Genomic DNA, 11,903 nt, shown 5'->3' on the forward strand with positions numbered 1-11,903 from the left:
GAAAAGCCCCGGCAGAACCGGGGCTTTTCTTTTTCAGCATCAGAACGACAGCTGCAAAAATTTCACGCAAGCGTGAGGCGAAGCGTCGGAATTTTTAAGCCATCCTTGCCGTTTGTCATCGGGGTGGGGACCGCATCCTGAACTGCCTTCAACATGGAGCCAAGTGAATGAGAAAGCTTATCCTCGCCATCTCGATGCTCGCCTTCGCTGGTTCGGCGGCATTTGCCGACCCGGTAGCCGACCGGCAGGCCCTGATGAAGGAACGTGGCAAGATCGCCGCCGGCTTGTCGAAAGTGGTCAAGGGCGAGACGCCCTACGACGCAGCTTCGGTGCTGACGGCGTTGCAGGCACTGCAGGTCAATGCCGAGAAATTCCATGCCGGCGTCGACACGCTTTTCCCGGCCGGCAGCGACACCGGCGACACCACGGCGTCCCCAAAAATCTGGCAGGACATGGCCGGCTTCAAGACGGCTGAAGGCAAGTACCTCGCCGACGTCAAGGCGGCGGTCGCCGCAGCACCTGCGGATGCCGACGCGTTGAAGGCGCAGTTCAACACCATTGGCGGCGGCTGCGGCAACTGCCATCAAAACTACCGGGTAAAAAAAGGCTGATAGCGGGCAATGCGCTTGCTGAAGAAATTTGTCGGCGCCGCCCTCGTTCTGGGCGGCGCGGCCGCGATTGCCGGCTGGTTGCTGTCGGCTCCGGTCAGGGTCGATGCCGCAACGCTGGCTGAGCTTGGTCCCGGCGACGCCGCCAGGGGCAAGCGCATCTTCTACGCCGGCGGCTGCACATCCTGTCATGCCAAGCCCGGCTCGCAAGGCGACGCCCACCTTCGGCTGGTCGGCGGCCTTGAGCTCAAGACGCCGTTCGGCAGCTTCGTGCCGCCGAACATATCGCAGGATACCAGGGACGGCATCGGCGCCTGGTCGGTCGAGGATCTTGCCAACGCCATGCTGAAGGGCGTGTCGCCGTCGGGCGAGCATCTCTATCCGGCATTTCCCTATGCTTCCTACGCGCGCATGAAGCCGGCCGACATTGCCGATCTCTATGCATTCCTGAAGACGTTACCCGCGGTCGCCGGCAAGGCGCCCGCCAATTCGCTGGCATTTCCCTTCAACGTCCGACGCGGTCTTGGCTTGTGGAAGCTGCTCTATTTGAGTGACCAGCCGGTCGTTTCCTTTCCCGACGGCACACCGGATCCGGTGTTGACAGGCCGCTATCTGGTCGAAGGCCCCGGCCATTGCGGCGAATGCCACACGCCGCGGGATCTTGCCGGCGGCACCAGCAAGAGCCAATGGCTGGCAGGTGCGGCCGCCGCCGAAGGCAGCGGCATCGTGCCGAACATCACGTCGGGCGAGGGCGGCATCGCCGACTGGTCCGAGGCCGACGTCGCCAACTATCTCGAAACCGGCTTCACGCCGGATTTCGATACGGTCGGCGGCGCTATGGTCGACCTGCAGCGCAACATGGCCGTGCTGACCCCGGAGGACCGCTCGGCGATCGCCGCCTACCTGAAAGCCGTGCCGCCGCATCCCAACGGCTATCCGGCGCGCAAGAAGCCGGCGAGCTGACAGCTGTTGCATCAGCGGTCGCCGAGAAAGTCGAAGCCGGTTTCGAAGAAGTGATTGTAGTCGCAGGTCATTTCCTCGCCGGGCGCAATGTCGCGCAAGGCATAGGTCTCCTCCGGTTGCGAGACGTCGCAATTCGGGTCGTCGGCATGGTTCATGTAGCGCGCATCGTCGGCCTCGAAGACGATGTAGTTCGGGTCGCGCCGGTCCGGATAGGCGTAGCGATCGAGATAGGCTTTGACCGGCCCGGTTTCCCGCTCATAGGTCTCCACCTCGATGCGCCGGTCGTATTTCGGGTCGAGCTTCCAGACCAGCGTGCCGCGGGCAATGTGGTTCTTGGCAAAGACGCCGATGCCCTGGATGGGCGATTTGTCGAGATAGACATCGACGAGCAACATGGCAGATCCCTGGGTGATTGAGTGTTGGCGGCGACCGTGAAAAGGCCGCGCACTGGGTAGCGCGCGGCCTTTGCAATTGCGAGCGGAAAATCAACTGTGCCTGCCTAGTATCCGAAGCCTCATACGGCGTCGCTTGTCGAGACCCTAGCGCTGTTGCAGCGCCAGCCGGATGCCCAAGGCGCAATAGATACCGCCGACAGCCTTGCCTTGCCATCTCAGCACCGTCGGGTTTCGGCGCAGGAATGCACCGAGGCCGCCCGCACCCACGGCGAAAACCACCGTGCTGACGAGGCCCAACAGAACAAAGATGACGCCCAATATCGCCAGTTGAAGCATCACCGATCCGTTTTCAGGCCGCACGAACTGCGGAAGAAATGCGAGGAAGAAAAGCGCGGTCTTGGGATTGAGAACCTCGGTCAAAACAGCTTGCCGAAATGCTTTGGCAGCGGGGATCGCAAGTGCGCCGGCGGCCGGATAGGCAGGCGTTTTCTCGATGATCGCGCGAATGCCGAGATAAATGAGGTAGGCTGCGCCGATGTACTTCACTATGCTGAAAAGCGCCGCCGACGTGGCAATGATCGCCGAAATGCCGACGATCGCCATGAAGGTGTGAACCACGTCGCCGGCCGCGATCCCGGCGCCGGTCGCAATGCCCACCCTGGTTCCGGAACTGGTTGCCCGCGCCACCGTCAGAAGAGTGGCGGGACCCGGGATGAAGACAAAGCCAAGCACAACCGCGACATAAGCTATCAACGTGGCGAGATCGATCATTGGTGGGCTCCGCAACTCTCACCGCCAATGAAGCCACGTCGCGGAACGGAAGGCAATGACCGCTCATCCGCCGATGTTCACGCCGCAAGCTCGGCCTTGCCCGTCACCTTGAGCGCGAAGGCGTAGGTGAAGGCGATTTCCTCCAGCCTCGAAAACCGGCCGGAGGCGCCGGCATGGCCTGAATCCAGGTTGATCTTGAACAGCACCGGATTTTCACCCGTCTTGCGGTCGCGCAGCCGCGCCACCCATTTGGCCGGCTCCCAATAGGTGACGCGCGGGTCGGTCAGGCCGGCCAGTGCCAGGATCGGCGGATAGTCGAGTGCGGCGACATTGTCGTAGGGCGAGTAGGCGGCGATAGTCCGGTAATCCTCCGCCGACGCGATCGGATTGCCCCATTCCGGCCATTCCGGCGGCGTCAGTGGCAAGCTTGCGTCGAGCATGGTGGAGAGCACGTCGACGAAGGGAACCTCGGCGACGATTCCGCCGAAGCATTGCGGCGCCATGTTGGCGACCGCGCCCATCAGCATGCCGCCGGCCGAACCGCCCTGCGCAACGATGCGGTCATGCTGCGTATAGCGTTCGGCGACGAGGTGGTGGGCGGCAGCGACAAAATCGGTGAACGTGTTCATCTTGTTCGCCCGCTTGCCGTCGTCGTACCAGCCATAGCCCTTGTCCTTGCCGCCGCGAACATGGGCTATCGCGTAGACAAAGCCGCGGTCGACCAGCGAAAACAGATTGGTGTTGAACGCGGCGGGCACGGCTATGCCGTAGGAGCCGTAGCCGTAAAGCAGGCAAGGGGCGGACCCGTCGAGTGGCGTGTCGCGGTGGTGGAGGAGCGAGATCGGCACCAGTTCGCCGTCGGCGGCAGGCGCCATCAGCCGGCGCGTGACGTAGTGCTCCGGGTCGTGGCCGGACGGCACTTCCTGGGTCTTGAGCAGCACCCGCTCGCGGGTGCGCATGTTGTAATCGAAGACCTGCGCCGGGGTCGTCATCGACGAATAGGAAAAGCGCATGATCTCGGTGTCGTATTCGTAGGAGCCGGACAGGCCGAGCGAGAAGGCTTCCTCGTCGAAGGAGATCAGGTGCTCCTCGCCGCTCTTGCGGTCGCGTACGACGATGCGCGGCAGGCCTTCCTTGCGCTCGAGCCGGACCATGTGGTCCTTGAAGCCGATCACCGAAAGGATCAACCGGCCCGCTTCGTGCGGCACCAGTTCCTGCCAGTTGGCGCGCACCGGATCGTGGGCCGGCGCCGTCATGATCTTGAAGTCCTTGGCGCCGTCGGCATTGGTGAGGATGAAGAAGATGTCGCCGCCTTCCTCGAGTTCGTACTGCAGGCCGGTCTGGCGCGCCGCAACCAGCTTCGGCTCTGCGAACGGATCGTTGGCGCTCATGATGCGGTATTCCGAGGTCTCATGATCGTTGATGCCGATCATGATCCACTCGTTGGAGCGCGTGCCACCGACATCCATGAAGAAGCCGGGATCGGTCTCCTCGTAGATCAGCCGGTCGTTTTCAGGACCGTCGCCAAGCGCATGGAACAGCACTTTGGAAGGACGGTGGTTGGGGTCGAGGCGGGTGTAGAAAAAACCGTCATTGCCGGCATCCCACACACCGCCGCCGCCGGTGTCCGGGACCCTGTCCGCCAGATCGTTGCCGCCGGCCAGATCGCGGACGCGCAGCGTGTAGAATTCGGAACCCTTGTCGTCGAAGGCCCAGAGCAGCTTGCTGTGGTCGTGCGAATGATCGACGCCGCCCAGGCGGAAATAGGGCTTGCCCTCGGCCTCGGCATCGCCGTCGAGCAATATCTGCTTGTCGCCGCCGTCACGCGCCGTGCGGAAATAACGCGGCTGCTGGCCGCCAAGCTTGAAGGAGGAGCCGTAGGCGTAAGGTCCGTCCTTCATCGGCACGGAAGAATCGTCTTCCTTGATGCGTCCCTTCATTTCCGCGAAAAGCTGCTTCTGCAATTGGACCGTATCGGCCATCAGCGCCGCCTGATAAGCATTCTCGGCCTCGAGGTGGGCGCGGATTTGGCCGTCGAGCAGGGACGGATCCCTGAACATCTCTTGCCAATTGGCGGCCCTCAGCCAGGCATAATCGTCCGTCCGCGTTATGCCGTGATGCGTGTCGAAGATCGGTCGCTTCTCCGGCTGCGGCGGCGTGGCGGTCGGAAACACTGGGGTTCTGGTCATTGCGTCTCGCTGTGGAAGCTACTTGAATGGCGAATGAACACGCCGAGCAGCGCGGGTTCAAGGGCTATGATCTATTGTCGTGGTGGCTCGAGAGGACGGGCTGGAGGAACGGATAACGAATATTTCTTCTCGGACTGCCGCGGTTCTCGCCGTCGCTGCGATGACCCTGCCAGTGCCGGTCAATCTCATGCAACTGTCTTCGCGGCTTGGCAAGTGGCCGATATGGCTGGGTCTACGGAAATACATTACCCCATTTCAATGACACAGCGCACCGCTCCGGCGGCGGCTCGCGAGCAACAGTAACGCTTCGCAACCTATGATTTTACTGAATCCACCGATCATCCAGGCTGTAATGCCGCCGGCAGGGTCAAGCATCGAACTCTATTTACCTGCTGCCGTTTGTGTAATGGCTGCTTGCCGCCGCGTCAGTCGATGCTGGTCTGACCAGAAAAAACGGCAAGGTTACACTTTGCACGAAAGAGTGAAGCTGAATGAGGAATATTTGACTTGTATCGCTGAATAGACCGCAAGAAGCGAATTGACTTACTTGGCGCTCAGGCTCATTAAGATGCCGCGACGCGAATCGCGGAGGCTTTTTCCTGCACAAGTTCGCGCGATGCCCTGCCTGCCAAAAATAGGGCGTAGACAGAAACAATTCTCGTTGGGACCTGAACGCCATGGATATTACCGAAACACCTTCCAGAAACAGTGACGCGCTGATCGAGCTCACCGCCGATGTGGTGGCTGCCTATGTCAGCAACAATCCCGTACCGGTCGGCGAACTGCCGAACCTTATCGCCGATGTCCATGCCGCTCTCGGGCGTGTCGGCGGGGCCGCCGAGCAGCCGCCTGCCGACAAGCAGAAGCCGGCGGTAAATCCGAAGCGGTCGGTCCATGACGACTACATCATCTGTCTCGAAGACGGCAAGAAGTTCAAGTCGCTCAAGCGTCACTTGATGACCCACTATGATCTCACGCCCGACCAGTATCGCGAAAAGTGGAACCTGGACCCGAGCTATCCGATGGTTGCGCCCAATTACGCGGCCGCCCGTTCGCAGCTCGCCAAGAAGATGGGTCTCGGCCGCAAGCGCAAGGGACGCTGACAAGCGGCTCTTCCGGTTTGATACTCAAACGGCGCCTGCGGGCGCCGTTTTGTATTATGGGGTCAAGGTCGAACCCGCCATGCCCGCCAGCAACTGCCGTGCGGTCAGGCGGTCTGCTTCAACGCTGCCTCGGCGTCACGCTTGATGCGCTTGACCATCGAGCGGAGACCATTGGCGCGCTGCGGCGACAGGTGCTCGTCAAGTCCGAGCGCCTTTAGCGTTGCCTCGGCGTCGGTCCTCTGGATTTCACTGGCCGGCCGTCCCGAAAACAGCGCCAGCATGATGGCGACCAGGCCGCGCACGATATGCGCGTCGGAATCGCCCTTGAAGGTGATAACGGGGTCGACACCCCCGCCTTGCTCGGTAGTCAGCCAGACCTGGCTGACGCAGCCCGGCACCTTGTTGGCTTGTATGCGTTGCTCATCGGGAAACGGCGGCAGCGCTTCACCCAGTTCAATCACATAGCGATAGCGGTCTTCCCACTCGTCGAGCAGGGAAAAGTCGTCGCGGATGGTCTGGATCGTCGTCGTCATGCTCCCGGATATAGTGATCCGGCGCTGCCGCGTCACGGAAAAAGAGGAGAAACGCCGCAGGCGCCGGGCATGGGGAGCCTTGCGGTTCGGCGATGAATTCGGCCGAAACAGTCTCAGTTCTTCGCCGGCAAGTGCAGTTTCGCCGGCAGATCGACTTTCGCCGGCAAGACGATTTCCCCGGGCACGCTGCCGGTAGTCGTCACTGTATCGGGTTCAGCGGCCTTGTCGTCCAGCATGGCAGCCGCGATCTTGGCGGTCTCCTTTGCCCGGGCGGTGATGGTATGCATTGCCGATTTGCCGGTCTCGCACACGTCCGGCTTGCGCTCGCAGATGCCAGCGATATCGCCGACGGCTTCGCGCGCCGCAAACAGCGCCTGGAGCGGCCCGACGCTTTCGCGGCCCGCATCATCGGCGCCGACACCCAGCGGCAGCGCCAGAAGCACCAGCGAAAACCAGAAAGCAGCTCTTATCAGAAAGCCCATCTGTCTGTCCTTTATGACGGTCATGCCTCCGAACCGCACGACCCTTGTACCGCGATACTGACACAGACGCGCAAAGGACGGCTTGTCCCGAAAGCAACAGTTTTCCTCAAATTTTAGGCAGATTCGAAACGAAGCGTTTTGAAGTTCATTTGCCTCGAACGGTTCAGATTTTATTCAGCAAATAATAACTATCCAACCTATTGTTTTTCATGATCATTTTCTTAATCGGCGACAGGTTGATGCCATTGGTCGCAGGTGCAGGCGCGGGCGGTGTGGATAACGCTCCGTTTACTATGGCGACAATTGCCCCGGTTTTTCCCCGCCGGTATCCCGATATTTGCAGCCTGCCGGGGGACGATCGGCCCAGCCTTATCCATTCCTTAAACGCTGGATGCGAGTTTCGGATCGACAAAAGCCGCCTGCAAAGCAGGGCCGTTCACGACCGGGTGCGTTGAGTTGAGTGCGATCAAGGCCAGATACGCCGAGTTGCCGGGCGCGATAGCCGCCGGTTGCGAACGGATGGTTCATCCGTCCGTGCTCGGCCAGAGCGATCGTCGCCGCCACAGCCGGTTCATTGGCGTCATGCTGGCGGCGCCTTTCTTCAGCGCGGGTGCAGCGGTGATGCTGGTGACGTCGGGAATGGGCGCGGCCTTGACTGTGGCTGCGATTTTTGCGGCGTTTGGCCTTTGCTGGTTCGCCGCCCTGCTGGTGGCGGCATCGGGCAAGATGACCCTGGCCGGCCAACTCGCCTTGGTCGTCGGCAGCGTTGCCCTCGGTGCCCTTATCGCTGCCGCCGGCGGTGTGGCCTCGCCGGTTGCCTTGCTTGCGGTGGCGCTGCCGTTTGAAGCCTGGTGGATCGGCCAGTCGCGCCGTGCCGTGATCTGGGGCGCCATATCGGCCCTGGTCGCAGTCTTGCTGCAGCCTTTCGCCGGTTCGGTCTTGCCGCTCGGCCAGACCGAAATCGCCGCATGGCACTGGCTGGTACCGCTGGCCTGGGCACTCACGCTCATTCCGCGTGTCGCTCCACTTTGCGGCGCCGCCAACGCACAGCTCGATCCGGCCGGCAGCCACCGGCTCGAAGACCTGATCGACGCCGTCGTGCTGCGAATCGCTGCGCATGGCGAGGTTCTGGACGTCTCGGCTAAGGCACGCACTATGCTGAGGCTGCCGCCGGAGCTGCTTTTCGGCACCGGACTTTTCGATCGCATCCATCTGTCCGACCGCGTCCCGTATCTCAGTGCGCTGGCCGATATGCGCGATGGCACCCTGTCGCGCCGGCTCGACCTTCGCGTCCGGCTGCCGCAGAGCAGCGGCGTGACGGCCGACAATTACCGGCCGTTCTCGCTCGAGATGATGCGCGCGCCGGGGCAGGAGACTGTCTTCACGCTTCTTCTGCGCGAGAACGACGAACTGGCCGGACTGCGCCAGGAGCTTGCCGCTGCCAATGAGGCGGCTGCCTCCGCCGAGGTGGCGAAAGGACGCTTCCTTGCCGTCGTCAGCCATGAGTTGCGCACCCCGCTCAATGCCATCATCGGCTTTTCCGACATGTTGCTGCACGAGATGTTCGGCAGCTTCAAGGATCCGCGCCAGAAGGAATATGTCGGGCTGGTCAGGGATTCGGGCCAGCACCTGCTTGCCGTCGTCACCTCGATACTCGACGTATCGCGGATCGAATCGGGCGCTTACGCGACCGAGCCGGAACCGTTCCGCTTCCGCGAAGCGGTCGAGATGTGCCAATCGATGATGCGCCTGCAAGCCGAGGCAAAGGCCATCGATCTGCAGGCCCAGATCGCGCCGGACGCAGGCGAAATAAATGCCGACCGTCGCGCCGTGCAGCAGATCCTGATCAATCTCGTCTCTAACGCGATCAAGTTCACGCCCGAAGGCGGCAATGTCGTCATCGGCGCCAAGCGCATCGGCTCGCGGCTGCATTTCTGGGTCCGGGACACCGGCATCGGCATCGCCGAGGAAGATTTCGCCAATCTCGGCAAGCCGTTCATGCAGATCCAGAACGACTATACCCGCCGTTTCGAAGGCACCGGGCTCGGGCTTTCGCTGGTGAAGGGGCTGGTGGCGCTGCACGAGGGCACCATGTCGATCGAAAGCATGCCGGGCGAGGGCACCACGGTGACGATCAGCCTTCCCGTGAACGGCCCGACGGGCCGCTCGGCGGAGAAGGCCGGCGTGGTGCCGATGTCCGCAGTCAAAGCCAAGGCGGACGGTGGCAAAGGGGAGAGCAATGGGTCGCTCCGCAAAACAGCCTAAGGCGGTCAAACGCCGCGGCAATGCCTTCGAGCACGGAGCGATGGCGCTGGGCAGCCTGATCTCGCGCAATCCTGTTGTGGTCGGCGGCTCCACCGCGTTCCTGGTGACGCTGTTCTACGTCTCGGCGAACGCGCTTTGGTACCAGCCTTTTCCGCATGCCGGCGCGTTTTTCGCCACGAGGAGTATCGAGCGCTTTCCCCGGGCGGACAGCGACGAGCCCGAAACCACCATCAATATCGTGCGTCCGGCCGCTGCGCCGATGAAGAGCGACCCGGTCGTCGAGCAGGTCCAGGGCATATTGAAGGATCTCGATTTCTATTCCGGCACCGTCGACGGGATTCCCGGACCGAATACGCGCAAGGCCATCCAGGCCTATCAGCAGAAGGTCGGATTAAATGCCTCCGGCGAGATCGACAGCGTTTTGCTGGATCAACTGGGTGCCACGCCGACGACCGCAGCCGTGGTGCCGCATCCGGTGCCGCGGCCGGTCGAAACGGCCGCTGTTCCAACCGCCATTCCAGCGTCCGCACCGGCAAATGCGGTGGCGCAAACACCTGATCCCCGCATCGTCAAGATCCAGGCCGGACTGAAGGCGTTCGGCAATGACGACATGCGATTGGATGGCGTCGTCGGCGCGCGCACCAAGGCCGCGATCAAGGAATTCCAGGCGCTGTTCGGCTTGCCGGAGACCGGCGAGCCCGACGAGATCGTCTACGTCAAGATGCGCGAGATCGGCCTGACCAACTAAGGGTCGAAACGGCCGCTCGCCGATCGCCTCGCAAAGACCGGTTACGGTCTTCCGGCCAATGCTGTAAGGACCGCCGCATGTCCAGGACTTCTCCATGCGGGTAACCACCGATCTGTGGGTGTCGGCGCTGTTGCGCCGGGTTTTCAGCGCCGGCGGCTTTGCCGCCGTGGTCAAGCGCGGCGCGACGGAAGCCGGCGCGGTTTTCGTGCTGGCGCGGGGCAGGCAAGGGGAGATGGCGCTGTTCGGGCCGGCGCCGCAGACGAGTTACGATTCAGCCAGGCCGGACGACCGTTTTTTCAGCCTGCTTGGCGAAGGCGACGATGCCGCCATCTTCGACGCGCGGCTGGAGCGCGAGAAGAGATTCGATCCGGATATCTGGGTGGTCGAGATCGAGGCGGGCGCCATTCGCGTCGAGGAGCTTATCTCGGTCAAGGCGTCTTAACGGCAAGCCCTTCAAACGCGACGCGCCTTTGGGGTGGCGGTCATATCGGCGCTGTTCGGCTTGCGCAGGTCGGCATTTGCGGCGACGCGCCCAGGCTTGCGAACGATTTTCGACACGGTCTCGGCCTTCCAGCCGCGGAGCCTGTCCAACGCCGCGTCGTGGTGCAGCAGGCGGTAGCGGTCGAGGAAGATGCGGATCGCCTGCGGGTGCGGAAACTCGGTCGGATAGATGGCGGCCGTGATCAGGAACGCCTTGTCTTCGCTGAGGTCGAGCGCCCGCAAGGCGGCCAGCAGCGGTGTGTAATTGTGGCTCGCGGTGAGCGTCCGCGCCGTTGAAAAATCGACTTCGAGCGCATCGGCGAGCGCTGTCTGGAAGAATGCCGCATTGCCGGTCAGCGCGGTCTCGCGCAGATTGACATAGGTTTGTGGCTCGACGAACGGACTGATGGAAGCGCCGCTCTCGGCGCGCATCATGGATCGCAACCGGCGGCGTACAGTTTCAGCGGCATCGGAAGCCTCTTGCCTGTTGACCTCGCCCGCAACCACTTCGGCGTTTTCGGACGCGGCTTTGGCGGTTGTTTCCGGCTGCTGCTGCGACCGCACCAGCGTCGGCCTTTCGAGCACTTTGATGAGATCCGCGATCGTCTGATTGAGATCCTTGCGGCGGGCAATGGCACGGGCATGCGGCAGGCCGTGACGTCCGATCAGCGCGATCAGGTCGACGTCGCTGAGGGCGCGCGAGCGGATGAGCAGCGGAGCGGCGATGTCGACCCGCTCCTGGCAAAGCCGCCGCACCAGCGCGGCGGGTGCATATTCGCATTCGGAAAGGGCTGCCGCGACGTAGCGGCGCGATTCGACCGAGACATTCTCGAACAGCGGCAGCGTCAGGTCTTCGAGCTGCGCGATTTCCCGGCGCGAAGGCCGGGTGAGCGAGCAGAACGCCGATACCGCGGCGCGAAACAGCCTTTCGGCCTTTCCCGATTCAGCTCCTGCTGCGATTTGCCTGAAATCCGAAGCTGACACGAAGGATACGCCCGACACTCGACACGATCTGGACAGCGCTCTGCCGGGCTGTACCGGTTTCGCGTTTCCCAAGAACAAAGATCAATTTAGCGGCGATCCGTTAGCGCTCCGTTAACCTACTGCCTTCTTAATCGACTATGGAGGCGTTGCGTTGTGCTCCGGGGCAACCGAGAGGAATACGCGAACCATGGGCATGGTACTGTCTTTCGTGCCGCGAACGGCGGCAACCAATCGAGCACAACAAACCGCGCCGGCGGCAGTGATCATCTTTCCCGGGGTGCGCTACGAACAGCGGCCGCTGACCGGCGAAACGCGGCCGGCCGGCCCCGACAAGCCGGGACCTTCGGGAACATTGCCGGTACCGCATCACTGAGCATCGGAA

Annotated in this window: 13 protein-coding genes; 7 read left to right on the forward strand and 6 right to left on the reverse strand. The window is 62.4% G+C overall.

The window, feature by feature from the left end:
* Positions 1-167 precede the first annotated feature (167 nt).
* Positions 168-611, forward strand: a complete 444-nt coding sequence (locus tag NKH30_RS03005) for a c-type cytochrome (protein ID WP_352449059.1) — start codon at positions 168-170, stop codon at positions 609-611.
* Positions 612-620: 9 nt separating this feature from the next.
* Positions 621-1,571 (forward strand): cytochrome c, encoded by a 951-nt coding sequence (locus NKH30_RS03010; protein ID WP_352994158.1) that lies wholly within the window; start codon positions 621-623, stop codon positions 1,569-1,571.
* 11 nt (positions 1,572-1,582) lie between these two features.
* Here NKH30_RS03010 and NKH30_RS03015 read toward each other — a convergent pair whose 3' ends face one another.
* The 3 genes from NKH30_RS03015 to NKH30_RS03025 form a co-directional block, all read right to left on the reverse strand.
* On the reverse strand, positions 1,583-1,966 hold the full coding sequence (locus tag NKH30_RS03015) for an SET domain-containing protein (protein ID WP_352683839.1): 384 nt from the start codon (positions 1,964-1,966) through the stop codon (positions 1,583-1,585).
* 144 nt (positions 1,967-2,110) lie between these two features.
* A complete protein-coding gene (locus tag NKH30_RS03020) occupies positions 2,111-2,737 on the reverse strand; it encodes a LysE family translocator (RefSeq protein ID WP_352501776.1) in 627 nt (208 codons plus the stop codon).
* 77 nt (positions 2,738-2,814) lie between these two features.
* Complete coding sequence (locus tag NKH30_RS03025) at positions 2,815-4,926, reverse strand: S9 family peptidase (RefSeq protein WP_352994161.1); 2,112 nt, start codon at positions 4,924-4,926, stop codon at positions 2,815-2,817.
* A gap of 677 nt (positions 4,927-5,603) precedes the next feature.
* On the opposite strand from NKH30_RS03025, the gene NKH30_RS03030 reads away from it, so the two are divergent.
* On the forward strand, positions 5,604-6,029 hold the full coding sequence (locus NKH30_RS03030) for a Ros/MucR family transcriptional regulator (protein ID WP_023677844.1): 426 nt from the start codon (positions 5,604-5,606) through the stop codon (positions 6,027-6,029).
* Between the two features lie 104 nt (positions 6,030-6,133).
* On the opposite strand, the gene NKH30_RS03035 is transcribed toward NKH30_RS03030, so the two are convergent.
* Positions 6,134-6,562 (reverse strand): SufE family protein, encoded by a 429-nt coding sequence (locus NKH30_RS03035; protein ID WP_023677843.1) that lies wholly within the window; start codon positions 6,560-6,562, stop codon positions 6,134-6,136.
* A gap of 113 nt (positions 6,563-6,675) precedes the next feature.
* Complete coding sequence (locus NKH30_RS03040; protein ID WP_352470996.1) at positions 6,676-7,044, reverse strand: DUF5330 domain-containing protein; 369 nt, start codon at positions 7,042-7,044, stop codon at positions 6,676-6,678.
* 519 nt (positions 7,045-7,563) lie between these two features.
* Here NKH30_RS03040 and NKH30_RS03045 point away from each other — a divergent pair.
* From NKH30_RS03045 to NKH30_RS03055, 3 genes are all read left to right on the forward strand, one after another.
* The gene (locus NKH30_RS03045) at positions 7,564-9,309 is read left to right on the forward strand and encodes an ATP-binding protein (protein WP_352994345.1); all 1,746 of its coding nucleotides are present in this window, start codon (positions 7,564-7,566) and stop codon (positions 9,307-9,309) included.
* Positions 9,284-10,057: a peptidoglycan-binding domain-containing protein gene (locus NKH30_RS03050; RefSeq protein WP_352994164.1), complete on the forward strand. Its 774-nt coding sequence runs from the start codon at positions 9,284-9,286 to the stop codon at positions 10,055-10,057. The genes NKH30_RS03045 and NKH30_RS03050 overlap by 26 nt, the downstream gene beginning before the upstream one ends.
* 94 nt (positions 10,058-10,151) lie before the next feature.
* Entirely contained in the window at positions 10,152-10,499 is a 348-nt protein-coding gene (locus NKH30_RS03055; RefSeq protein ID WP_352501779.1) for a DUF1491 family protein, read from the forward strand.
* Positions 10,500-10,510: 11 nt separating this feature from the next.
* Here the strand turns inward: NKH30_RS03055 and NKH30_RS03060 are convergent, their stop codons facing one another.
* Positions 10,511-11,521, reverse strand: a complete 1,011-nt coding sequence (locus NKH30_RS03060) for a DUF2336 domain-containing protein (RefSeq protein WP_352994167.1) — start codon at positions 11,519-11,521, stop codon at positions 10,511-10,513.
* 187 nt (positions 11,522-11,708) lie between these two features.
* Between NKH30_RS03060 and NKH30_RS03065 the strand changes: the two genes are divergently transcribed.
* Positions 11,709-11,894, forward strand: a complete 186-nt coding sequence (locus NKH30_RS03065; protein ID WP_292658434.1) for a hypothetical protein — start codon at positions 11,709-11,711, stop codon at positions 11,892-11,894.
* Positions 11,895-11,903: the final 9 nt, after the last annotated feature.

Origin of the sequence: Mesorhizobium sp. M1273 (genome assembly GCF_040318195.1) — a bacterium.
Taxonomy (GTDB): Bacteria; Pseudomonadota; Alphaproteobacteria; order Rhizobiales; family Rhizobiaceae; genus Mesorhizobium.

Coding starts and splice junctions, on each gene's coding strand:
- NKH30_RS03035 (WP_023677843.1), bottom strand. CDS start 6,562: ATGACGACGACGATCCAGACCATCCGCGACGACTTTTCCCTGCTCGAC.
- NKH30_RS03020 (WP_352501776.1), bottom strand. CDS start 2,737: ATGATCGATCTCGCCACGTTGATAGCTTATGTCGCGGTTGTGCTTGGC.
- NKH30_RS03010 (WP_352994158.1), top strand. CDS start 621: ATGCGCTTGCTGAAGAAATTTGTCGGCGCCGCCCTCGTTCTGGGCGGC.
- NKH30_RS03045 (WP_352994345.1), top strand. CDS start 7,564: ATGGTTCATCCGTCCGTGCTCGGCCAGAGCGATCGTCGCCGCCACAGC.
- NKH30_RS03040 (WP_352470996.1), bottom strand. CDS start 7,044: ATGGGCTTTCTGATAAGAGCTGCTTTCTGGTTTTCGCTGGTGCTTCTG.
- NKH30_RS03030 (WP_023677844.1), top strand. CDS start 5,604: ATGGATATTACCGAAACACCTTCCAGAAACAGTGACGCGCTGATCGAG.
- NKH30_RS03025 (WP_352994161.1), bottom strand. CDS start 4,926: ATGACCAGAACCCCAGTGTTTCCGACCGCCACGCCGCCGCAGCCGGAG.
- NKH30_RS03065 (WP_292658434.1), top strand. CDS start 11,709: ATGGGCATGGTACTGTCTTTCGTGCCGCGAACGGCGGCAACCAATCGA.
- NKH30_RS03055 (WP_352501779.1), top strand. CDS start 10,152: ATGCGGGTAACCACCGATCTGTGGGTGTCGGCGCTGTTGCGCCGGGTT.
- NKH30_RS03005 (WP_352449059.1), top strand. CDS start 168: ATGAGAAAGCTTATCCTCGCCATCTCGATGCTCGCCTTCGCTGGTTCG.
- NKH30_RS03015 (WP_352683839.1), bottom strand. CDS start 1,966: ATGTTGCTCGTCGATGTCTATCTCGACAAATCGCCCATCCAGGGCATC.
- NKH30_RS03050 (WP_352994164.1), top strand. CDS start 9,284: ATGGGTCGCTCCGCAAAACAGCCTAAGGCGGTCAAACGCCGCGGCAAT.